General features: G+C 36.3%; 20 protein-coding genes. 14 read left to right on the forward strand and 6 right to left on the reverse strand.

Going from position 1 to position 22,679, the window contains the following annotated elements; translation table 11 throughout:
• Positions 1-13 precede the first annotated feature (13 nt).
• The 7 genes from ACE1B6_RS16615 to ACE1B6_RS16645 all read left to right on the forward strand — a co-directional run bounded on the left by ACE1B6_RS16615 (position 14) and on the right by ACE1B6_RS16645 (position 5,086).
• Positions 14-2,296 (forward strand): ATP-binding protein, encoded by a 2,283-nt coding sequence (locus tag ACE1B6_RS16615; protein ID WP_413258366.1) that lies wholly within the window; start codon positions 14-16, stop codon positions 2,294-2,296.
• 38 nt (positions 2,297-2,334) lie between these two features.
• Entirely contained in the window at positions 2,335-2,784 is a 450-nt protein-coding gene (locus ACE1B6_RS16620; protein WP_413258367.1) for a response regulator, read from the forward strand.
• Between the two features lie 93 nt (positions 2,785-2,877).
• Complete coding sequence (locus ACE1B6_RS16625; protein ID WP_413258368.1) at positions 2,878-3,153, forward strand: hypothetical protein; 276 nt, start codon at positions 2,878-2,880, stop codon at positions 3,151-3,153.
• 48 nt (positions 3,154-3,201) lie between these two features.
• A complete protein-coding gene (locus ACE1B6_RS16630; protein WP_413258369.1) occupies positions 3,202-3,909 on the forward strand; it encodes an HAD family hydrolase in 708 nt (235 codons plus the stop codon).
• Positions 3,910-3,934: 25 nt separating this feature from the next.
• Positions 3,935-4,240 carry a type II toxin-antitoxin system TacA family antitoxin gene (locus tag ACE1B6_RS16635; protein ID WP_413258370.1) on the forward strand — a complete coding sequence of 102 codons (306 nt, stop codon included), beginning with the start codon at positions 3,935-3,937 and terminating at the stop codon, positions 4,238-4,240.
• Complete coding sequence (locus tag ACE1B6_RS16640) at positions 4,215-4,733, forward strand: N-acetyltransferase (RefSeq protein ID WP_413258371.1); 519 nt, start codon at positions 4,215-4,217, stop codon at positions 4,731-4,733. The genes ACE1B6_RS16635 and ACE1B6_RS16640 overlap by 26 nt, the downstream gene beginning before the upstream one ends.
• Positions 4,733-5,086, forward strand: coding sequence for a hypothetical protein (locus ACE1B6_RS16645; protein ID WP_413258372.1), 354 nt, complete (start codon positions 4,733-4,735; stop codon positions 5,084-5,086). The genes ACE1B6_RS16640 and ACE1B6_RS16645 overlap by 1 nt, the downstream gene beginning before the upstream one ends.
• Before the next feature lie 58 nt (positions 5,087-5,144).
• Here ACE1B6_RS16645 and ACE1B6_RS16650 read toward each other — a convergent pair whose 3' ends face one another.
• Together ACE1B6_RS16650 and ACE1B6_RS16655 are read right to left on the reverse strand one after the other, a co-directional pair.
• Complete coding sequence (locus ACE1B6_RS16650) at positions 5,145-5,654, reverse strand: hypothetical protein (protein ID WP_413258373.1); 510 nt, start codon at positions 5,652-5,654, stop codon at positions 5,145-5,147.
• A gap of 91 nt (positions 5,655-5,745) precedes the next feature.
• Complete coding sequence (locus ACE1B6_RS16655; protein WP_413258374.1) at positions 5,746-6,348, reverse strand: 2OG-Fe(II) oxygenase; 603 nt, start codon at positions 6,346-6,348, stop codon at positions 5,746-5,748.
• Between the two features lie 126 nt (positions 6,349-6,474).
• On the opposite strand from ACE1B6_RS16655, the gene ACE1B6_RS16660 reads away from it, so the two are divergent.
• From ACE1B6_RS16660 to ACE1B6_RS16690, 7 genes are all read left to right on the forward strand, one after another.
• A complete protein-coding gene (locus tag ACE1B6_RS16660) occupies positions 6,475-7,455 on the forward strand; it encodes an aldo/keto reductase (protein ID WP_413258375.1) in 981 nt (326 codons plus the stop codon).
• A 276-nt stretch (positions 7,456-7,731) separates the two neighbouring features.
• A complete protein-coding gene (locus ACE1B6_RS16665) occupies positions 7,732-9,795 on the forward strand; it encodes a CHASE domain-containing protein (protein ID WP_413258376.1) in 2,064 nt (687 codons plus the stop codon).
• A gap of 244 nt (positions 9,796-10,039) precedes the next feature.
• Positions 10,040-10,564, forward strand: a complete 525-nt coding sequence (locus ACE1B6_RS16670) for a hypothetical protein (protein WP_413258377.1) — start codon at positions 10,040-10,042, stop codon at positions 10,562-10,564.
• Positions 10,565-10,637: 73 nt separating this feature from the next.
• Positions 10,638-11,000: a phage holin family protein gene (locus ACE1B6_RS16675; protein ID WP_413258378.1), complete on the forward strand. Its 363-nt coding sequence runs from the start codon at positions 10,638-10,640 to the stop codon at positions 10,998-11,000.
• A 160-nt stretch (positions 11,001-11,160) separates the two neighbouring features.
• Positions 11,161-12,789 (forward strand): MFS transporter, encoded by a 1,629-nt coding sequence (locus ACE1B6_RS16680; protein ID WP_413258379.1) that lies wholly within the window; start codon positions 11,161-11,163, stop codon positions 12,787-12,789.
• A 493-nt stretch (positions 12,790-13,282) separates the two neighbouring features.
• Positions 13,283-15,529 (forward strand): EAL domain-containing protein, encoded by a 2,247-nt coding sequence (locus ACE1B6_RS16685; RefSeq protein ID WP_413258380.1) that lies wholly within the window; start codon positions 13,283-13,285, stop codon positions 15,527-15,529.
• Positions 15,530-15,589: 60 nt separating this feature from the next.
• Entirely contained in the window at positions 15,590-17,497 is a 1,908-nt protein-coding gene (locus ACE1B6_RS16690; RefSeq protein ID WP_413258381.1) for a sensor histidine kinase, read from the forward strand.
• Here the strand turns inward: ACE1B6_RS16690 and ACE1B6_RS16695 are convergent.
• The 4 genes from ACE1B6_RS16695 to ACE1B6_RS16710 form a co-directional block, all read right to left on the reverse strand.
• Complete coding sequence (locus ACE1B6_RS16695; RefSeq protein WP_413258382.1) at positions 17,460-19,361, reverse strand: sensor histidine kinase; 1,902 nt, start codon at positions 19,359-19,361, stop codon at positions 17,460-17,462. The genes ACE1B6_RS16690 and ACE1B6_RS16695 overlap by 38 nt on opposite strands.
• Positions 19,362-19,598: 237 nt before the next feature.
• Positions 19,599-20,474 (reverse strand): phosphate/phosphite/phosphonate ABC transporter substrate-binding protein, encoded by an 876-nt coding sequence (phnD, locus tag ACE1B6_RS16700; protein WP_413258383.1) that lies wholly within the window; start codon positions 20,472-20,474, stop codon positions 19,599-19,601.
• 122 nt (positions 20,475-20,596) lie between these two features.
• Entirely contained in the window at positions 20,597-20,842 is a 246-nt protein-coding gene (locus tag ACE1B6_RS16705) for an HNH endonuclease (protein ID WP_413258384.1), read from the reverse strand.
• 80 nt (positions 20,843-20,922) lie between these two features.
• Positions 20,923-22,122, reverse strand: coding sequence for a DUF2252 domain-containing protein (locus ACE1B6_RS16710; protein ID WP_413258385.1), 1,200 nt, complete (start codon positions 22,120-22,122; stop codon positions 20,923-20,925).
• Positions 22,123-22,679 lie beyond the last annotated feature (557 nt).

Here is a 22,679-nt window from a genome sequence, read left to right on the forward strand (position 1 = left end):
TCTTAATTAAAAAATGACTAATAATCCGGTAATTACTTCCAAAATAGTTGATCTAACTAATTGCGATCGCGAACCAATACACATTCCTGGTTCCATTCAACCTCATGGTTTTCTATTGGTTTTAAAAGAACCAGAATTAAAAATAATTCAAGTCAGTGGAAATACCAGAGAATTTATTGGTAAACAACCAGAAAAATTATTAAACACTTACTTAGAAGACTTACTCATACCAAAGCAAATGGAGGCGATAAAGAAATGCCTAGAATCAGATTTTGAACACATCAACCCCTTGAAATTAACCTTTAAGAAGAAAAGTAAATTTTTCATTTTTGATGGAATAGTTCACCGTTTTGATAGCGTTTTGTTTTTGGAATTAGAACCAACGAAAAGTAAAGAAAATCCTAGTTTTTTTGGATTTTATCATTTAGTTCGGGGAACAATTAGCAAATTACAAAATACATCAAGATTATCAGAAATGTGTAATATTGTTGTTACGGAAGTGCAGAAAATTACCGGGTTCGATCGGGTAATGGTCTATCAACTTGACGAAGCAGGCGCAGGAACCGTAATTGCTGAAGCTACCGGAGAAAATTCCACACCTTTTCTAGGTTTACACTATCCTGCCTCCGACATTCCCAAACAAGCCAAACAACTTTACACTTCCAATTGGTTGCGGTTAATTCCCAATGCTAACTATCAACCTGTTCCTTTAATTCCTCTGCTAAATCCCCTGACTAATTCCCCTACAGATTTAAGCCTCACTATTCTTCGCAGCGTATCACCAATTCATATCCAATACCTTCATAATATGGGCGTTATTGCCTCAATGTCAATTTCATTAATTAAAAACAAAAAGCTTTGGGGCTTAATTGCTTGTCATCACTCATCCACCAAACATCTCAGTTACCAAATCCGAACTGCTTGCGAATTTTTAGGTCAGGTTGTATCTGGGGAATTGATAGCAAAAGAAGCTAACGAAGATTTAGATTACAAAATGCAATTAAAAGCGATTTTAGGTAGATTTGTAGAATCAATTCCCCAAACTAACGATCTGGGAAAAAGTTTAACTAAGTCAGAAGCAGATTTGTTAGCTATAACTAGTTCTCAAGGAGTTGCAATTTGTGAAAATAATCAGTATCAACTGATTGGTCAAACGCCTGAAATTACAGATTTAGAAAACTTACTGGAATGGATTGAAACCAAAATAGAAGGCAACTTATTTTATACTAATAAGTTGTCTAAAGAATATCCAGAAGCTGAAAAGTATCAGCAAATTGTTAGCGGAGTAATTGCTTTAGCAATCTCGAAAGTGAATCGGAATTATATCTTGTGGTTTCGTCCTGAAGTAATTCAAACTGTCAACTGGGGTGGTAATCCTAACAAACCTGTAGAAGTAACAGAAGATGAGGAATTGCATCTTTCTCCCCGAAAATCTTTCGCTCTTTGGCAAGAAACAGTAAAGGGTAAATCTTTGCCTTGGAAACCTTGCGAAATTGAAGTAGTTTTAGAATTGCGTAGTGCTATTGTGGGAATTGTTTTACGCCGTGCTGATGAATTGGCGAAGATTAATGTCGAGTTAGAAAGGAGCAATAATGAATTAGATGCTTTTGCTTATATTGCCTCTCATGATTTAAAAGAACCATTGCGAGGAATTCATAATTATGCAAGTTTCTTAATTGAAGATTATGCTGCGGTTTTAAATGAAGATGGCATTTCTAAATTAGAAACTTTAGTCCGTTTGACACAGCGGATGGAAGATTTGATCGATTCTTTGCTACATTTCTCGCGACTGGGAAGAATAGAATTAGCTTGGCAAGAAACGGATTTGAATGATTTAGTAAAAAATGTAATTGATGTGTTGCGTTTGAGCTTGCCAATGTCCAATATAGAGATTCGCATACCTCGATATCTACCAAAGGTTAGATGCGATCGCATTCAAATGAGCGAAGTTTTTAGTAATCTTTTTAGTAATGCGATTAAATATAACGATCGCACTGAAAAATCGATCGAAGTTGGCTTTTTAGATATCACGGAGCGAGATGATTATAGTGAGAAATACTTATCAGAAAAGGAAATGGTTTTTTATGTGCGCGACAATGGCATCGGAATTCGTGAATATCACCTCGAAAATATCTTTCGGATTTTCAAGCGTCTACATGGACCAAAGAAGTACGGTGGTGGGACAGGCGCAGGTTTAACTATTGCCAAAAAAATAGTTGAGCGACATGGAGGTAAAATTTGGGTAGAATCTATCTTTGGTGAAGGCAGTACTTTTTACTTTACTTTGCCAAGGTAAGCCGATCGCTCGCTAAAAGTTAAAATCGATCTCAACTTATGAATGCCACAACAAACCAAAATTTTTTAATTGTTGAAGATAGCGATGAAGATTTTTTCGCGTTTGAACGTATAGTACGCAAATTATCAGTAAGTCAAGCGATTTACCGTTGCTCAGACGGGGATGAAGCCTTAGATTTTCTTTATCACAGAGGTGAGTATACAGACCCAGAGCAAGCGCCTCGTCCGTCAATAATTTTACTAGATTTGAATTTACCAGGTATGGATGGACGAGATGTATTAGCTCAAATTAAACAAGATACCGACCTCAATATGATTCCTGTGGTTATCTTTACTACATCTTCTAACCCTAAAGATGTGGAAAGTTGTTATCAGCAAGGAGTTAACAGCTATATTATTAAACCGATTAATCTTAACAAATTGATGCGGACTATTCAACTTTTAATTGAGTATTGGTTTGAAGCTAATACTTTACCAAGTTTAATTTAGAAATGGATATTATGCTCTTTCTTTCAATTAAACTTATCTGTGATGCGCCTCTAGACAGATGATGTTTGCTCTAATCTTACTCAAAATAAAATTATGAACCAGCATCCATTTAATAATTCCGAGCCTCAAGATCCTAATAACTTGAGCAACTTAACTAACAATCCCCAATCTACTAGTCAAGAAGTAGAGCCAACAACTACTGAAGGTAAAGATGTAAAATCAGCGAAAAAAAGTGTGAAACGTTTTACCTTAAAGTTAGTTGTTGTTGGTGTAACTTTGGGAGTGATTTTAGCTATAGGTGTTATTACTTTTCTCAGTCGCTATAACTTCTTTGAAGCTCCGGCTCAAATCGAAGAACCTTCTGATTAACTAGCATTTGGTAAACTGAATTTAACCATTAAATTAAAGGAGAGAATTATGCCGTTAGAGGGTGTAATTATAGATGTAGACGGCACTCTTATTTTCAGTAATGATGCTCATGCACAAGCTTGGGTAGAAGCATTTGCTGATTATGGATATGAAATAAAATTTGCAGAAGTGCGCCCTTTAATGGGTATGGGTGGCGATAAATTAATTCCTAAAATTGTGCCAGAACTTAATGCTGATGAAGGAGTTGGCAAACAAATTTCTAATCGCCGTAAGGAACTGATTATTAATAAGTTTTCTTCTGAGATAGTTGCCACAAATGGTTCGCGAGAATTGGTGCAAGAAATGAAAGATGCTGGCTTACGTTTAATTATTGCCAGTTCATCTACTTCGGAAGAAATGGATGTTTTATTAAAAATTGCCCGTGTAGAAGATTTAATTTCCGAACATACAACTTCTAGCGATGCGGAAAATTCAAAACCTGCACCTGATATTGTACAAGTTGCTTTGCAGAAAGCTGATTTAGATGCTGATAAAACGGTAATGTTGGCTGATACACCCTATGATATTGAATCAGCTGGAAAAACGGGTGTAGGAGTGATTGCTTTTCGCACTGGTGGTTTTAGTGATGAGGAATTGTCTGGTGCGATCGCAATTTACAACGATCCAGCTGATTTGCTGCGACAGTACGATCGATCTCCCTTGGCTAAAATGGCTTCCCACCATCCCAATCAAATACGGCATTCTGCCGTACAATAAAGAAAACTATTACCATTAGTTCGCCATGCCAAGAGCCAGCCGATCGCAATCAGCCAGATTAGAAGCGCGTGTCAGCCCAGAAATCAAAGCTATTTGGCAAAAAGCGGCTGATTTAGAAGGACTTACCTTGACAGATTTTGTCATCGCCAGCGTTCAAGCAGCAGCTTCTAAAGTGATTGAACAGCACCAAACTCTCAAGCTTAACTTGGAAGATAGCGAGGCTTTTGTAAATGCTTTGCTCAATCCTCCGTCGCCTAATGAAGCATTGAAAACAGCGGCTTTGCGTTATAAACAAGTAATAGAAAATGGCACTAACGATCGAACTACTTGATAGCCGCAAACATAATCGCTCAAATTTCTCTTGCGGGGAAGAAACCCTTGATAATTACATCCGTAAACAAGCTTCTCAGGATCTCAAAAAGAGAGTGGCAATGGTGTTTGTTTTAGTTGATTCTCCGAATACAGATGTTATTGCTTATTACACTCTTTCTTCCTACACGATCGCATTAACAGAACTGAGCGAATCTTTCGCTAAAAATTTGCCTCGTTATCCGTTGCTTCCTGCTACTTTGCTTGGTTGTTTGGCTGTCGATCGCACTCAGCAAAATCAACATTTAGGTGAGTTAATTCTCATCGATGCCTTGAAAAAAGCACTCTTGGCAACTGAACAAGTGGCTTCTTTAGCAGTAATAGCAGAAGCTCTAAATGAGAGAGCCGCAAAGTTCTATCAAAAATATAGTTTTCAACCGTTCAAACAAGAGCCAATGAAACTTTATCTACCGATGAAATCTGTTGCCGAACTTTGTCAGGTTTTTAACATTTAATGATTCTCAGTTCTACTATAGGAAGCGTGAATAGTTTTACTGTAAGATTGGGGAGAGCGATCGCACAAAACAAAACTATGAACCAGCATCCATTTAATAACTCCAACTCAGATGAATCTAACGGCTTAGGTGATATAAGTAACAGTACACCACCTACTAATCAAGAAGTAGAACCAACTACTAGCCAAAGTACAGATTTAAAAGCAGCGAAAAAAAGTGTCAAACGTTTCACCTTAATTCTGATTGCTATTGGTGTTAGTTTGGGAGCAATTTTAGCTATAGCTACTATTACTTTTCTCAATCGCCTTAATTTTTTTGATGTTCCCACTCAGGTAGATGAAGATTCTCGCTAAGTTGCTTTTAATAAATAGAAATAATTCAAGCGATCGAGCGATCGCCCCCACACAATTACTAAATTTTAAACACTTCAAAAATCCGGCGATACCCAGTTTTAGCTGTTGCTTCTAATTCTTTTCTCTCCACTGCGGTAAAATTAGTTTCCATTTTATTACCATCATAAAACCTAGCTTCTAATCGCCCATTTTCATCAAAGATCGCCAGATCGCCATTATGAAAAAAGCGAATTGCTCTTACTTGTTTATTCTCAAACCAAAATCCTAAACCATCCCCAAATTCTGTCAGCACTTCTGAAGCTTGCACAGGTTCACCATTAATAGTACAAATTTGGTAAGTCATGTTACCTTGGGTTTTTTTGGTTTCTTGGCAACCTTGGGTGATTTGTTCCAGTAGGCGCACTTTTGCATTATAAAATGCTTCCTCAGTTGCAGGTTCAACAGCTAAAATCGCTCCTGATTTGGTAGAGTTTAAGTCTGGGGATGAATTTACTTTTGGGGCGATCACGAAATTGGGCAAAAACCCAAACAGAGTCATGAGAAAAGTTAGTAATCGTAAAGAGTTCATAAGTCTTGTAGCAACAGTGTTTCCCAGTTTAATGAAGTTATTTTTTCAATTAAAGCTAATTTTAAATTGCCGATCTTTTGGTTTTCTTAGCTTACCTCTTTTTCACCTTCATTGCTCTTGATTCTACTATAAATTCAGGAATATCTCGCAATTCTTTTTCACTCAAACTATACTGTTCGCAAACCAAACTTAACCGAGTTCCAGGAGTTTTTACCGCATTTACTGAATGGGTTAAGTCTCCTTGAAAATAAACCAATGTGTTAACTTGGGGTTTAATTTGTCCGACCTGTTGTTTATGATTTCTTAGAACTAATTCCCCTCCTTGCAAATTTTCTGGTACTTGCACGTAAAGTACGCTGACACACATTGGCGGTTCAATGGTTTTGCAGTAGGAACGGAGAGAGCGATCGATATGTGGATCGACACGCGAACCTTCCTGAAGTAGTAACGGATTTAGATAAAAAGCATTACAGAAAGGCTCTAATGCTCGGTCTAAATATGGTTTAAAAAAAGGGAATTTGCGCTCAACTTCAGGAATTTCTGAGCGATGAAATACCACTGAAAACCCTTTAGTACCAACGAAGTCGCGGTTGAGGTTGTTGACGGCAAAATAAGGACAAGCGAGAATTTCTCCTCGTAAGTCATTGAGGTAATTGAGAGAGAAAGCGTTAGGATGTTGTTGATAGTAATTCACGGGTATTTACTGAAATTACATGGTTATAAAAGTAGATTTTCCGAATTGAGTTCACAACAGTTTATTATATAGTAGCGACAGGTGCGATCGCAGTTAAACTTTAAATAAGTGCAATGTCGAATCAATATGCAAACTAATCAAAAACTCTCTCTTCCAATTATGGGCTGTGGAACTTGGGCTTGGGGAAATCGCCTACTTTGGGGATACGATCCTAGCATGGATCAACAATTGCAAGAAGTTTTTAACCTTTGTGTTGGTAGTGGTGTAACTTTATTTGATACGGGAGATTCTTACGGAACTGGAAAATTAAATGGTCGCAGTGAGACACTTTTAGGCAAGTTCTCTCAAGCATATTCTGGGATCAATCAAGAAAATATTTGTATTGCTACTAAGTTAGCTGCTTATCCTTGGAGATTAACTCGTCAATCAATGGTTAATGCTGGTAAAGCTTCGGCAAAACGTTTAGGAAGAAATGTAGATTTGGTGCAAATGCACTGGTCTACGGCTAATTATTTACCTTGGCAAGAATGGGCGCTTTTAGATGGTTTAGCTGACCTTTATGAACAAGGATTAGTTAAAGGAATTGGCTTATCTAATTATGGCTCTAAAAGGCTGAAGAAGGTACATCAGAGATTTGCGGAAAGAGGTATTCCAATTACTAGTTTACAAGTGCAATACTCTTTGTTATCTACTTATCCTGTTACTGAATTGGGCTTGAAAGATGTTTGCGATGAATTGGGAATTAAGTTGATTGCTTATAGTCCTTTGGCTTTGGGTTTGTTGACTGGAAAATACTCCGAAAAAACCAGTTTGCCTAAAGGAGTTCGTGGTTTAGCTTTTCGCCAAATATTACCAGGAATTAAATCGCTTTTAGGTTGTTTAAGAGAGATTGCTGAAACTAAAAATAAAACGATGTCACAAGTAGCAATTAATTGGTGTATTTGTAAAGGAACTATTCCGATTCCGGGGGCAAAGTCTGTGGAACAAGCAAAGGATAATCTAGGGTCTTTGGGTTGGCAACTTGACGTTAATGAAGTTGCAGAATTGGACAAAGCTGCTGCTAGTACTGATAAAAAAATGGTACAAAATATTTTTCAAACTAAGTAAGTTGAGTTAATTCGTTAGCAACGAAACTGATATATTAATAACGTTTTGCATAATTGTAGCTGCTGTGTGGGAAAAGCGATCGCACAGCACTAGTTTGTATTAACTATAACCAATCTCACATCTGAATTCCGTATAGCAATAATAATTATTTGTTAATCTAATATTTAAAATTAGCAGTTTATCATGCTGAGGACAAATTTAGTTAGTGTATATTGATAGAGGGTGCTTTTCAAATTAAAAATCAGTAGTCCTTGACAATTTGAGAAGACCTACATAATGCCGCAACTAACTTGGTTAAGTCGTCACTTACCTATTAAGTTAACACTGCTAGTGGGCATAGTGTTGTCTTTAACTGCATTTGTCACTGTACGAGGTGCAGATGAAGACTACCTAGAATCTCAGCTTCACGAACAAACTCAGAGTATAGCAAATGCTTTGGAGCAAGGTGTTGAAACTAAACTTCAACCTCTAGAAAGTATTGCTGGCTTTTTTAAAGCTTCTCAAAAGATTGAAAGAGAAGAATTTCGCAAATTTACTCAATCTTTTTTAGTTCGCTATCCTGAGACTTTAGCATTAGGTTGGGTAAGTAGAATTTCTAATTCACAACGAACTAGTTATGAAAGAATTATTGCTAGAGAAGGATTTGCGAATTTCCAAATTCAAGAACAATTGTTACCAGGTGAGTCAAGTACAGTGCAATTAAAAGCGGAGTACTTTCCGGTAACTTATATAGAACCTTTGTCGCTAAATCGGAACAAAGTTGGGTTAGATTTAAGTACAGAACCGGAGATGAAAACAACTCTGGAAAAAGCAATTAATTCAGGAAAAGTTGCCATTACGCAACGGCTTAATTTGAAAAACGACCAATGGGGATTAGCGGCTTTTGTACCTGTTTATCAGGAAAATTTAGAAAGTTCTGTTAATCAGCGACGCGAAAGTATGCAAGGTTTAGCTGTGGGGATGTTTGCGATCGCAGATTTGATTCAGTTTTCGCTCAAAGGCGCTAATACTCGTCATCTTGACTTTTTTATTTATGATGAGTCTGCACCTATAAATCGGCGGTTTTTAGCCTTTTACCAATCTAGCACTGGGCAAGTTTTTACGGAACCTAGCTATGAATGGTCTACTAATACAACAACTAGCCAATTTTGTGAGGTTGAGCAAAATTGTACCCGATTACTTACAGTTGGCGATCGCCAATGGAAATTAGTAATTGTCCCCACTCCCAATTATGCTAACTTTGATAATTATTGGCAAGCTTGGTTAGCTTTGGGATTAGGTTTACTTGCCACTAGTAGTTTAGTTAGTTATATGTTCATTGCGGCGCAGCGTGCGGAAAAAGTTGAACAACTCATGCACGATCGCACCATTCAAGCTGAAGAATTGCAAGAAACATTGCAAGAACTAAAACAAACACAAGCTCAACTAGTTCAAACAGAAAAAATGTCCAGTTTAGGACAACTGGTAGCTGGAGTCGCTCATGAAATTAATAATCCAGTTAGCTTCATTTATGGCAATTTGGTTTATTTAGAAGAGTATACTGAAAGTTTATTATCATTGATTGAAATTTACCAAAAATTAAATCTGAATACTCATCGAGAAGTGCAAGCTAAATCTGAAGAGATAGACCTTAATTTTATTAAGTCAGATTTACCCAAAATGCTTACTTCTATGCGATCGGGAACTCAACGCATTGAAGAAATTGTCTTATCATTACGCAACTTCTCCCGATTAGATGAATCAGAGATGAAGCCTGTAGATATTCACCAAGGAATTGACAGTACGCTGTTAATTTTAGATCATAGTTTAAAAGCAACTGATGAACGCCCTGAATCAATTCAGGTAATCAAACAATATGGTGATTTACCCAAAATAGAGTGCTATGCTGGACAACTCAATCAAGTATTTATGAATTTACTGAATAATGCCATAGATGCCATAAATGATAGTAGTAAATTTTCTGGTGATTATGCTCCTAGTCGGCAAATAATTAATGAACAAAAAGAAAAAATTTCTACAAAACTCAAAGTTAAATCTTTGCCAACAATTCATATTCAAACAGAGTTATTATCGTCCAACCGGGTGTTAATTCGGATTACCGATAATGGAATTGGAATGACTGAAGAAGTGCAGCAAAAATTATTCGATCCCTTTTTTACTACTAAACCTGTTGGTAAAGGTACTGGTTTAGGGCTTTATATTAGTTATCAGATTATTACAAAAAAACATGGTGGAATTTTAAACTGTTGTTCTCAATTTGCGGAAGGCACAGAGTTTTCCCTGGAACTTCCTATACGTCGAAATAGTAATTTGTCAAGCAAAGAAAATTTTTCTAATTGATTTTGAGTTTGGTAAATATTGACTGGGACTGTAAAAACCAACTTACTCAATATTTCTTTTCTATCTTTTCCTTACTTTTTTCTGATACTTTTTGCTTATACTTACCTGGGAAACTTAGACTACTAAAATTTACTAGACATTGCTTAGCGGTAGGCGATATGATAGTTTTTTACTTTGGAGATAATTAAAACTAGTTTTCCTTAGTTGTCCAAAATACAAAGTCTTTAGTTTGAGGTGTTCAAAAATGACACAACAATATTTTACTGAAAGTGAGTGGTCAACGCTGATGCAAGCACCTTGGCAAGCAATAGCAGCTTTGACTTTGGCTGATAAAACTGATCCGGTTTCTTTTCTTAAAGAAATCCGAGTGGGTATGGAAATTATGCTTGCAGAACAGCAACGGGAAGATATTACAAATGATTTAGTGAAATCATTGGTGGCTTCTTTAAATCAAGCTGACACTAAGCGATCTTTAGAAGGTGAAGCATTATTGTTGCAGAAACAAACAGAATTGCTATTATACCTTCAGAATTTGAATAGTGCTTCCGAAGGTCGTCAGCAATCTTTGAACTACTTTAATGAAGTAGCAAAGATTCTAGCAGCTAAAGTAACATCGATGCAAGCATCGGAATTCAAAAGCTGGATACTTTCGATCGCTCGCCGAGTCGCAGAAGCAGTTCGAGAAAGAGGTTTTTTCGGCGTGGGCATCAGTAATGAAGAAATGTCCATGCTGAAAAAGTTGGAAGAAACGTTGACAATTAAGGTATAGATATAAGTGTTACCAAAATTGTCAATAATGTTTAGCATCATTGATTCTTATTGCTCATAGCAAGGAGTGCTTAATGATTGGATTTTTGATTTCGGTAGTAGTGCTTGCGGTTAGTTTATTAATTATCTCGAAGCTACCCACTGGCGTTGAAGTAGATAATCCCTGGATTGCTTTAATTGCGGGCGCAATTATTGGGGCATTCAGCGGAATTTGGGGTCTATTCCCAACTTGGTTTAGAACCGCAAATGCCATTCTTAGTTTAGGTTTGATTCCTTTAATCGGCAGTATCATTGTTTTTGGTTTAGCTGCTTGGTTAGTTGAAGGATTTCGCTTGCGTTGGGGAATTGGTAGTGCGATTATTGGCGCGATCGCATTAAGCATTGTTAACTCAATTCTTTGGTTTATTTTGCGCTCAGTCGGTATAGTTGCTGTCTAATCAGACAGAAATTTCTTGACAGGGAACAGGAAACAACAAAGCAGAAATTTAACTGTTCCCTCTATCAGTTTTTTGGAAATAAAATAATTGGTTAACAGTGATTAGTCATTAAATAAATGACTAATGACAGCTTGATTCTACTGGCAAGTTTACATTGATTATGATTCAAGAAGATCGATCGTCCTTTTCCAAGTGGAGTCCTTCTATAGGACTGTGCTTAACTCTCTTTACCGTGGCGTTTAATGTTAGCGTTATTCCGGCAATTATGCCACGAATTGTGCGCGATTTAGATTCGAGTATGGGCTATGTACAAGCAGCATTAGTGTTATTAGCACTAGTTAAAGCCTCCTTTGCTCCTACTTGTGAGAATTTAATTAAGCAATTTGGGAGAAAACCTGTTTTCCTGTCAGGTTTAGTATTGTTTGGTATGGGGACGATCGCTACTTCTCTAAGCCCCAGTATTGGAATGTTTGTAATATCTTATTCCTTAATTTGTGGACTAGGTGCGACTCCACTAATTAGTTCACCACGAGAATTAATTGGCATAATTCATAGTGAAAAAACAGAAATGTACAGCCAACTAGCGTTAATCGTAGCTTCAATTATTGGCGGATTAACTGGGGCAGTTTTAGGAGGTTTAATTGCTTCTAATTACGGATGGCGTTGGTCATTAATGCCTCAATTACTAATCATACCTCTAATTGCTTTTTTAGTGCGAAAAGTTCCCCGAACTGTACAAGCTCAAACCGAACCGTTAGACTGGGTGGGAGGATTATTATCATTTTTAGGGTTTGGTTTAACTCTGCTAGGCGTGAGTTTGGCGGGTGAATATGGTTGGTGGTTTGCTAAGCAAGAGTTTAAGATTTTAGATTTGGTAATTCCGCCGTTTTCTCTTTCAATTGTTCCTTTATTAATTGCTACAGGGATCGTTTGTTTGGGTATATTTACAGCTTGGCAAAGACAAGAAGCAAACCAAGGAAAAGCTTCTCTATTGCGGGTGGGGTTGCTCCGTTACCAACCGTTTTTAATCTGCTTATTTACGGCAAGTATACATACATTAATTACTACTGGGATTCAGTTTAATCTTTATCAATTTTTGCCTGCGGTTTTGAATTTAAATCCTTTCCAAACTGCTTTAGCGGTTTTACCTTTTTCCTTAGCTACTTTGTTTGCAGTTGTCTATGCAACTTTTAAGTTAGTAAGAAGGATTAATCACAAACAGATTATTTATGCAGGATTGACAATGTTTGCTGTGGGAATTTGGCAACTTTATAGTGCGATCGATCTGCAAATGAAACCCTTGGATATTTTACCAGCATTAGTAGTTATGGGTGCGGGTTCAGGTTTATTTTTAGCACAAATTGGTGTGACTACATTTTCTACTGTGCGACGTGAAGAATTAGCAGAAGCTACAGGTGTTTATAATCCTTTGCAAAATTTGGGTAGTGCTTTAGGACGAGGAATTTTGGGTTCGGTTTTAATTGTTACTGCTTCTGCTAATATTGTTGATAAAGTAGTAATAGAATTAGGCAAAACTATTAGTTCCGCAGAAAGAAGTCGCGCAATTCAAGTATTGGAAAAGGTGATTCAAACTTATAGTACTGACGAAAGAAGAGAGTTTTTTTCTCAGCTACCTGCGGCAGTTCAACCTTCTCTGAATCCTATTATTAACTCTTCTGTTGTGGAAGCAATGCGAACCTCTGTGGCGATCGCTCTCATTTTCAGTATCATTTGTTTAATCTTGGCGTTCTTTGTCCCCAAGCGTTTTCAAACAGCTAGAGAGGTGTAAGGTTATTTGTCAAGAGAATTTCAGCTTAAGTGTAACTACCGATCGATATTTTATTACCTTGTCTTCTCCTTTAGTATCCTAGTTATCATTAGCTGAATCAAGCTTAATAGTCGGTTTAAGGCGATCGACTGGCATTTTAGCGGTTTGCTAAAAAACTCGAATTCTTTGTGACTTACAATACAGATATCTATCAAGATTAAGCCTAAATTAAGAAGGGGTTTTCTGACAATTAAAATTCTAAATTTAAATTTTTAATTTTCTTAAAATAAAGTTTATAAGTTATAAAAAAGTTAATTTTTTAGTGAAAAAAAGTGAAGTTTGCTGTTACCTTTAGAACCCGTACAAAAAATATGCTAGGTTATATGGCATCAGAGATATACATAGATACAACATCTTCTCTGGCTGTTTACTTCAATATTTCATCTTACTTTTTTCGTAAATAAATATTTACTGTCTTGTCATCTATCTATAAGTTAGAGGTTGTCGGAGAATTATGAATTTACCCAACATTTTGCCTTTAAAGTCACAGCTACTATTTCTACCTGAACTAAACCGGGAAAAGCTAAATATTGGCTCTACATTGCAAGATTTAACTCTTTATCGGATAGCGGTTAGTCCTGAATGTTCAACACATAAAGTAGCCAAAATTTTAACAAATAATACTTTATTGCCGGGTGTAGTGATTGCCAAGGACAATGAATTTGTTGGAGTAATCTCTCGATCGCGCTTTTTCGAGTATATGAGCCGTCCTTACAGCGTAGAGTTATTTTTCAAAAAACCCATACATATTTTCTACAAATATCTTCACACCCAAGCTTTAATTATTCCTCAAGAAACTTCGATCGTAACAGCAGCTAAAAAAGCTTTAAAGCGACCAAAAGAAACTCTTTATGAGCCAATAGTAGTTAAACTTCAGCAAACAGATCGCGCCGTTTACAAATTATTGGATATGCAGCAGCTACTATTAGCGCAACTGCAAATCCATCAATTAACAATGTTAGCTTTAGAATCAACTCAAAAAGCACTTGTAGAAGAAAAAGATAAAGCGCAAGTTACCTTATGTTCTATCGGAGATGCCGTAATTACAACTGATGCTTTAGGCAAAATTGAGTTTCTTAATCCCGTTGCCGAAAGACTCACAGGTTGGCTGCTTGAGGAAGCTCAAGGAAAGTTATTAATTGAAGTATTTAACATTATCAATGAAAGCTCTCGTAATCCAGTAAAAAATCCGGTAGAAACAGTTTTAGAATCAGGTTGTACTATCGGTTTAGCCAACCATACTATTCTAATTGCTCGTGGTGGAGATGAGTTTGCAATTGCCAACTCAGCAGCGCCAATTCGGACACTAAATGGAGAAACTATCGGTGCGATTTTGGTATTCCACGATGTTACTTCCGAACGGCAACTGACACATTTGTTATCTTGGCAAGCAAGTCATGATACTTTAACAGGACTAGTTAACCGTTATGAATTTGAACGACAGTTAGAAGAGGCATTATTGACTGCAAAATTAGAAAATCAACAGCACACACTTTGTTATTTAGATCTCGATCAATTCAAAATAGTTAACGATACTTGCGGTCATGTTGCTGGCGATGAATTACTGCGTCAAATTACTGCATTATTGCAATCTAAAATCCGTATTGCAGACACACTGGCGCGTTTAGGCGGAGATGAATTTGGTTTATTATTACGTCAATGTCCTTTAAATCAAGGAACACTTGTCGCTAAAGCATTACATGAAACTATTCAAAAGTTCCGTTTTCTCTGGGAAGACAAAAATTTTAGCGTTGGTATTAGTATTGGGTTAACTGCTATTGATGATACTAGCCAAACTGTAGCTACTTTAATGAGTGCTGCTGATGCTGCTTGTTATACAGCAAAAAATCGAGGACGCGATCGCATTCAAGTCTACCAAGCAAATGATAGCGAATTGCTACAACAGCATGGTCAAATGCAGTGGGTATCGCGGATTAATAAAGCATTTGAAGAAAATCGTTTTCGCCTCTACTGTCAAGGTATTGTACCAATTAATTCCTTTAACGATAACTTCCAACATTACGAAGTTCTCTTGCGTTTAATTGATGAAGAAGGTCAATTAGTATCACCAATGGCTTTTATTCCCGCAGCTGAAAGATACAACTTAATGCCGAAAATCGATCGCTGGGTGATTAGTACACTCTTTGCTAATCAAAGTATTTTTTACCGCAAGAATCCACATTTATACCAATCAAGCACTAGTAAATATAACTGTTTATACGCTATCAATCTTTCAGGAGCTAGTATCAATGACGAGCAGTTTATTGATTTTCTGCATCAACAGTTTATTTTACATCGCATTCCACCGGAAACAATATGTTTTGAAATTACCGAAACTGTAGCTATCATCAACCTGAGTAAAGCTACCCAATTTATCCATTCATTAAAACAATTTGGTTGCCGTTTTGCCTTAGACGATTTTGGTAGTGGGATGTCTTCATTTGCTTATCTCAAAAATCTGCCAGTAGATTACTTAAAAATAGATGGAGAATTCGTCAAAGACATTGAAAAAGATCGCGTAGCAGGTGCAATGGTAGAAGCTATTAATCATATTGGACAACTGATGGGACTGCAAACAATAGCTGAATTTGTCGAGAATGACAATATTTTAGAAAAAGTGAAAGCACTGGGAGTAAATTATGCTCAAGGTTACGGAATTAGTAAACCCTTACCTTTAACTTTCAGTTCAGTACCATTATAAATTCATCCTCGCTCGATCGCTAATTGACGAACACTAAACCAACTAAAATAGCAGGTACTTATGTTATTTCAAGACTCTAAATTTTTGTTGGAAACTATTAAAATTTATTTGATATCTAGACAAAGTATTTGGGATCTATTAAAACTTATTTCCCTGATTAGCTACCAATGCAAAAAACCTTTTAACCGTCGCTTAAGTGTAGAAGCAAAAATTAAATATGGTTATTCTCTAGTTATTGGGATAGCTATTTTAGGAACATCTGTTGGGACGATCGCAGGTGACTATTATAAACAACAAACTCTAAATAGGTTAACCTTGTCTCAGCAAGAAACCAAAATTTTAGCTGATTTAGAAAATGCTGTAATTAAACTTTACTTGTATCATCAACAACTCCTAATTAATGGGGATAACTATCAAGCATTAACTCATATTCCAGAAAAAATATCGCAATCTTTTGCACAAGTCGATCGATTATTTTTGCAATTAAAATATTTTCAAAATAACTATTCTGGTAATTCACTTATAAACCAGACAAATTTACAAGCTTTGCTGAATGAATACAAAGAAAGTAAACAACTATATAATCAAGAGCAACTGCACTGGCAACCAAAAAATAAACTAAACTTAAAAGCCGCAAATACTCCGCTATCTCAATCATTATTTTTTAACTTAAAACCCGAAAGTACAGCCAGTAAACTTAACGCTAATTTCGAGCAACTTATTAGCATTTTATCTGACCTAAAAACTGTTGCAAATCTTCAAGAGATCGAAGTCAGTAACCAAGTTAATACAGTTAGCATACTACGGTTGTTAATAATTCTAGCCAGCATCATTATTTCAGTAGGAATTGCTACATTACTAGGATTTCACAGTAGCCGTCAGATTGTTCGTCCTCTAGAATGGGTACATCAAGTAGCACTAAGAGTTACTCAACAAGCAAACTTTAAACTAGTAGCTCCAGTTCTTAGCGAAGATGAAGTTGGCTCATTAGCAAGTTCGATGAATAAGTTAGTGCAATGGGTGGGAGAATACACTCAAGAATTAGAGACTGCTCGTCAAACATTAGAAGAAAAAGTTGCAGAACGTACCCAAGAACTTGAGCAAACAGTGAAAGAATTGAAACAAACTCAAGCGCAACTGATCCAAAACGAAAAAATGATTAGTTTAGGTAATTTAGTGGCTGGGATTGCTCATGAAATTAATAACCCGACTAACTTTATTTACGGCAATATTCAACATATTAGCGATTATGTTCAAGAATTCCTGGCGTTAATTAAACTTTATCAGAAATCCTATAGACCGCCTATTCCTGATATTGAGCAAAAAATTATGGATATGGATCTCGACTTTATTGCCGAAGATTTACCGAAAATACTAGATTCTATGAAATTCGGTACAGAGCGCATCAGGAGTATAATTATATCACTACGAAACTTTTCTCGTTTAGATGAAGCCGAAATGAAACTAGTTGATATTCATGAAGGCATTGAAAGTACTCTTGTGGTTCTTAGTCATCATTTGAAACGAGAAGTAAAAATAAATAGAGAGTATAATAATTTGCCTTTTATTGAATGTTTTCCTGCTCAAATAAACCAGGTTATATTGCATATTATTTCTAACGCAATTGATGCTTTGAAAGAAGCCAAAAGCTTAAAAGCAGCAAGGGAAAATAACTTTTTACCTGAGATCACAATTAAAACTCAACAAGTAGCTGATAATTTGATTCAAATCCGAATCGGGGATAATGGCAACGGAATTGCGGCAGAAATAAAAGACAAGATTTTTGATCCTTTTTTTACTACAAAAGCGATCGGGAAAGGTTCTGGCTTAGGGTTATTCGTTTGTTATAACGTCGTGCAAAAACACCAAGGAAAACTAGAAGTTATTTCCGAGTTGGAAAGGGGAACCGAATTTGTTATTAGTTTACCAATCAAGGTTCAACAGAGCTTAATTTCTCAGGTAAGGTAATCAGGAATTCTGTCCCGGCTCCTGGTGCAGAAATAACTTCTATTGTTCCCTTGTGCTTTTGTAATATTTGATAGCAAATAGACAACCCTAACCCAGTACCTTTTCCCATTGGTTTAGTTGTAAAAAAGGGATCGAATAGTTTGCTTTTAATCTCTGGTGGAATTCCCGAACCGTTATCTTTTATACTAATTTCAATAGCAGAGTTGTTTACCTTTTTGCTTTGAATTACGATTTGAGCTAAAAAATTATTGTTGCCTAGCGATCGCGAATTTTTTACCTCTTCTAAAGCATCAATTGCATTAGCAATAATATTCATAAAAACTTGATTTAGCTGTGCTGGATAACATTCAATTAAAGGCAAATTACCATAATTTTTTACCACTTCAATATCTCGCTTGAGGCGGTTATTTAAAATTAATAATGTGTTTTCGATTCCTTCATGAATATCGACTGCTTTAACTTCGGCTTCATCCAAACGCGAGAAATTACGTAAAGATAGGATAATTTGCCGAATTCGCTCAGTACCCATTTTCATAGAGGACAATACTTTCGGAAAATCTTCCATTAAAAACTGTAAATCAATTGCGGCAATTTGATCTTGAATTACCACAGTTGGCTGGGGATACTCTTGCTGATATAGCTGAATCAATTCTAGTAGTTCTTGAGCATAAGTATTGGCATATTGAATATTACCGTAAATAAAGTTAACCGGATTATTTATTTCATGAGCAACGCCAGCAACTAACTGTCCCAAACTCGACATTTTTTCACTTTGAATTAATTGCGATTGGGTATGTTTTAGTTCATATAATGTTTGTTGAAGTTCTTCTGTACGTTCTTCTACTCTTTGTTCTAATGTGTGACGAGCTAGTTCTAATTCATGAGTGTATTCTCCCACCCATTTAACTAACTGATTGATTGAGGTAGCTAGCGAGCCAATTTCATCTTCAGTAGCTACGGGAGCCACTAGTTGAAAATTTGACTGTTGGATAACTCGCTGTGCTACTTGATTAAGAGTTTCTACAGGATTGGCAATTTGACGACTAGTATAATATCCCAGAACGATCGCGATCGCCACCGAAAGCAACATACTTCCGATAATAATCAGTAGCCGCCAAATTTCCGCTTGAATTAACCTTTGATTTGCTGCGATTTGTTGAGCGTGGCTTGCCTCCTTAACCCGAGTTAAACTCTCGCCAAGACGATCGAATTTTACATTAACTTTATTCGTTGATTCCCCAGCAATGAAGGTTAATAATTCTTGTCGTGCTTGGGGAATTTCTGCTACTTTTAAGTTAGCTGGATCAATTTGTTGCCAGAGTTGTTGAACTAATTTTTTATATGCTTCCGTGTTTGATTGGTAATCCTGCAAAATTTTTTGTAATTCCCTACTGCTGATTGCTAACTTATTTTGGTTAGTATTTCTAAAATTCTCGAACTCCGATAATGTCGCTTTCACTCGATTAATGGAGCCAAAAAACTTTGCTGATTCATAATCAAACCAAATTGACTCTCCTAAGACACTAACTAGTCTTTGGGGATGCGATCGAATTTGACTCACCCCATTCTCTAACTCACTAATTAAATATTGTTGCCGATCTGCGATCGCTAGTTGTTTTTGTGCTTGTTTTTGGTAATAATCTCCAATTAATAACCCAACAGTTGTACCACAAACCGCCATACCAATCACCAAAGCGTAACCATAACTAATCTTTTTACCAATACTTAAACGAGAGGTAAAACGCTTGATCCACATGAGAGATAAAATATCAGTATGATTTTTTTGTTTAACTAAATGCCAGGGAAAAATAACTTGGCTTTTTTCCCCATCCTCTGAGATAGTTATCGGTTTTTCAAATGTCATTTGCGAAATATTTTAGTTCTGAGAGAGTTGGATATAGCAGCTTCAGTTATTTACAACCTTTACATCTCTATATTGCCCTAATAGTGGCGCTTTTCTACCATCCCACAGAGACTTTAAGATTATTTCAACAATTAGTTAACTAAATTAAATTCTCTGAATCATTTTAATTAAAAGTTAAGCAATAGTTAATCGAGATTTAAAATTATAAGATTATTATACCGCTTTCCTAGACTTTGGTCATTGGACAAAACTACCTTGTCCGATCGCTTGATAAACCTCACGGATCATATCATAATTAGAATCAGCCGTTGTAATTAACCGAGAACCTTGATATTTCCCCTCTTCAACTGACAAAAGACTGTTCAACAATTTATCTTGATTAGCTAACAACTTGTCACTAATATCTTTGATGAACTTAGCATCAAACTTACTATTAGCAACAAATAAATCATCTGGAAGAAGTGGCCCTTTGGCAATTAAAGGTAAATCCTTTTGTGATAAATTTTCGTCTTGGAGAAACTTTTCATACTTCACCGCAGAACCTCCCCAAGCATCAACATTACCTTTTCTTAAAGCCGGAAGTCCATCGCCTTTTAACAAGAGAATTTTTACATCAGATTTAGGATCTAATCCCGCATCCATTAACATTTTTGTAGGGCCTAAATGTCCACTCGTTGAACCTACCTCCCACATCGCAACTTTTTTGCCTTTTAACTCTCCTACTGAATTGATTCCACTATTAGCAGAAACAGAAATAACAGTGTGATAATTTGGTCTGGTAAGTGCAATTACGGGAACTGCGTTTGTTCTGGCACGCATTACTACATATTCTGAAGGACCAGTGAGTACAAAATCTACTTGATCTAACTGTAAAGCTGCTGCTGCTGCTGTATAACTGCCTACAGGAACAAACTCAACTTTTGTCTGTAATATTTCCTCTAATGCAATTCGCAAAGTTCCATAATCTCGCTGTAATTCTTCTAAGTTTTGCGTCTCCGTTACTGTAAATCTTAGCGTTTCTGAGGTGACTTTTGTACTATTGCCGTTATTTGTTGCTGCTGTACAACTAGCGAGGAATAACCAGGAAAACCATACAAAATCCCGTCGTTTCATACTGCTAATTTTTCAACTTTAGGGCTGATTCTTTAAAACCTTATCCCTTTTGAAACTTAATTGAAACCGAGATTTTACGGAAAAGCGATCGCATAAATGTACGTTAAGATTAAGTTAACTTTCTAATTGCTAAAACGACGGCGAAAGCGAGGATCAAAATGATGTTTTTTTCGCTGGTTACAATTACAACACAAAGTTTGTAAATTACTGATATCATTAGATCCACCACTAGCCAGAGGAATAATATGATCGATATTTAACTCAGTTTCCGCACTAGTTTTGCCACAACTTTGACATTGATACTTATCCCGTTGAAAAACATATTTTCTAACTTCTAAAGGAATCGGAATTCGCGGCGTTTTACTCATCTTACCCACTATTAAAATAAACGTCCGTTGTAAGCACTTTAGTTCTACAGTGCTAAAGCACTTACAACAAACTGCAAACATTACTTACCTAAATTACTGTTGCACAAAGCAGCATAATCTTCTTTAACTTGCTGAGAGTAACTTCTAGTATAATCCAACACAGCATTGCGCCAATTCAAAGGATTTTCACTAGCAAAAGCCATTAAATCATCCGTAATTGTAGAACCTTGTCTTCCAGTGCTCCGTAACTGAGCCCAAGCTGTAATTTGTCCCATTGTTTTCAGGACTTTTGCTAAACGACTCAGCTTACCATTCCATTCCGCCAAATCAATTTTATCTTGGCTGGGTTGTAATTCCCGTAAGATAAAATAACAACCTGCAAAATCAATTTCTGATAACAAAGCAGGTGGTGTTCCTTGCATCCTTTGTTCGATATTTACTATTCTTTGCGCTTCATTATCCCACTTAGGTTGAAGCAAATTAGTATAAGGTTGTAAAGCAGATGGACTGGCTTGCTTGAGATCCAAAATATAGTTATCGTTAGGAGAACCTTTTCCTTCTACTAAAATCCCATAACGTGCTACTCCTAAGCTACCAGTTCCAGCTATCCTTTCAGCAATATCCACTACTTCAAAAAAGCTTTTATCTTCTCGTTTAGAAGACCATTTATCAATTAAATCTTTGATTTTTTCTTGCTTTTCTTTGGGACATTCACGAAAGCGTTTTCCATCGACATTGAAGCGGCGCTTACCATTTTTTACTTGTGTCCTACTATCTAAAAAATCTTTCCGTTTTCTGGAGGCTAAATTTTCTAAATGTTCTTTTACCATGCCCTGTGCTGTCTCTTTTTCCACAGTTCGAGCTTGACCTTTAGCTAAAGTATTAGTATAGCTGTCTAAATATTCATAGCAAATTGCCATTGCTTCTGATTCTTGTACCCCAATGGTGCTAGCACCGACTAAAATGCTAGTGACTAAACGAGTTATATCCCAAGTACAAGGAGCAAGTATTCCTTCATCAAAATCATTAATATCAAAGTAAACTAAGCGATTATCACCTTTGTAACTGCCAAAATTTTGTAAGTGTAAATCCCCACAGTTCCAAGTAGCTGGTGCTTCGTTTAAAGGCGAATCTTTGGGCCAATCTTCATAAAATAAATGGCAGGTTCCCCGGAAGAAAACAAACGGATCTTGCTGCATTAACTGATATTTTCTTTGCAATAACTCTGGATTACGACCCTGATTAAAAGCAACTATTCTTTCAACTATGTTTCTGTTCATTTTTCTGTAATACAAAATGCAAACCTCATTAATATATCAATATGCTTGGATAAATAAAATCTAAAAACACATTTCTTAACCTTTATTTAACTTGTATTAATTGTCTAATATCAAATTTTTAAACATAGCAAAAACTTCGGTTCATTGCTGACAAATAAACCTATATTTTCGGATTCTTCTATATAAATCCCTTCAGTCAGGAAACTGTAATATGCAAGTCAAAGAAACTTGTACGGAGGTGTATCCTACAATCGCAAAGATGCTTCCTGATGCAACAATTGTAATATTAGTTCAACTTGTTCTGGTAAGTTTTGACACTGTGGCAATAATTGAGTCATGGTAACTTATTGAGAAATTTCTTACTTCTCCTTTCAGTATTCCCAAACCTCTGCCCAAAACTCACGCCTTTACTGGTTGTTTTTTGGTTTAATTTTAGCGATCGCTAAAAATCTTTACATCTCACAGCTTGTATAGGAAGTAAAATAAAAGAATCCCCCTCTAAGACAGAAATGAAACCTGATAAAGACTCTCCTCTTTTCTCCCTCTCCCAGAAGTGC

Source organism: Floridaenema fluviatile BLCC-F154, from assembly GCF_041929135.1.
GTDB classification, from domain to species: Bacteria; Cyanobacteriota; Cyanobacteriia; order Cyanobacteriales; family Aerosakkonemataceae; genus Floridanema; species Floridanema fluviatile.

What these genes read in the sequence shown, in the direction of transcription:
- ACE1B6_RS16615 (WP_413258366.1), top strand. Translation starts at nt 14, where the DNA reads ATGACTAATAATCCGGTAATTACTTCCAAAATAGTTGATCTAACTAAT.
- ACE1B6_RS16620 (WP_413258367.1), top strand. Translation starts at nt 2,335, where the DNA reads ATGAATGCCACAACAAACCAAAATTTTTTAATTGTTGAAGATAGCGAT.
- ACE1B6_RS16625 (WP_413258368.1), top strand. Translation starts at nt 2,878, where the DNA reads ATGAACCAGCATCCATTTAATAATTCCGAGCCTCAAGATCCTAATAAC.
- ACE1B6_RS16630 (WP_413258369.1), top strand. Translation starts at nt 3,202, where the DNA reads ATGCCGTTAGAGGGTGTAATTATAGATGTAGACGGCACTCTTATTTTC.
- ACE1B6_RS16635 (WP_413258370.1), top strand. Translation starts at nt 3,935, where the DNA reads ATGCCAAGAGCCAGCCGATCGCAATCAGCCAGATTAGAAGCGCGTGTC.
- ACE1B6_RS16640 (WP_413258371.1), top strand. Translation starts at nt 4,215, where the DNA reads ATGGCACTAACGATCGAACTACTTGATAGCCGCAAACATAATCGCTCA.
- ACE1B6_RS16645 (WP_413258372.1), top strand. Translation starts at nt 4,733, where the DNA reads ATGATTCTCAGTTCTACTATAGGAAGCGTGAATAGTTTTACTGTAAGA.
- ACE1B6_RS16650 (WP_413258373.1), bottom strand. Translation starts at nt 5,654, where the DNA reads ATGAACTCTTTACGATTACTAACTTTTCTCATGACTCTGTTTGGGTTT.
- ACE1B6_RS16660 (WP_413258375.1), top strand. Translation starts at nt 6,475, where the DNA reads ATGCAAACTAATCAAAAACTCTCTCTTCCAATTATGGGCTGTGGAACT.
- ACE1B6_RS16665 (WP_413258376.1), top strand. Translation starts at nt 7,732, where the DNA reads ATGCCGCAACTAACTTGGTTAAGTCGTCACTTACCTATTAAGTTAACA.
- ACE1B6_RS16670 (WP_413258377.1), top strand. Translation starts at nt 10,040, where the DNA reads ATGACACAACAATATTTTACTGAAAGTGAGTGGTCAACGCTGATGCAA.
- ACE1B6_RS16675 (WP_413258378.1), top strand. Translation starts at nt 10,638, where the DNA reads ATGATTGGATTTTTGATTTCGGTAGTAGTGCTTGCGGTTAGTTTATTA.
- ACE1B6_RS16680 (WP_413258379.1), top strand. Translation starts at nt 11,161, where the DNA reads ATGATTCAAGAAGATCGATCGTCCTTTTCCAAGTGGAGTCCTTCTATA.
- ACE1B6_RS16685 (WP_413258380.1), top strand. Translation starts at nt 13,283, where the DNA reads ATGAATTTACCCAACATTTTGCCTTTAAAGTCACAGCTACTATTTCTA.
- ACE1B6_RS16690 (WP_413258381.1), top strand. Translation starts at nt 15,590, where the DNA reads ATGTTATTTCAAGACTCTAAATTTTTGTTGGAAACTATTAAAATTTAT.
- ACE1B6_RS16695 (WP_413258382.1), bottom strand. Translation starts at nt 19,361, where the DNA reads ATGACATTTGAAAAACCGATAACTATCTCAGAGGATGGGGAAAAAAGC.
- phnD (WP_413258383.1), bottom strand. Translation starts at nt 20,474, where the DNA reads ATGAAACGACGGGATTTTGTATGGTTTTCCTGGTTATTCCTCGCTAGT.
- ACE1B6_RS16705 (WP_413258384.1), bottom strand. Translation starts at nt 20,842, where the DNA reads ATGAGTAAAACGCCGCGAATTCCGATTCCTTTAGAAGTTAGAAAATAT.
- ACE1B6_RS16710 (WP_413258385.1), bottom strand. Translation starts at nt 22,122, where the DNA reads ATGAACAGAAACATAGTTGAAAGAATAGTTGCTTTTAATCAGGGTCGT.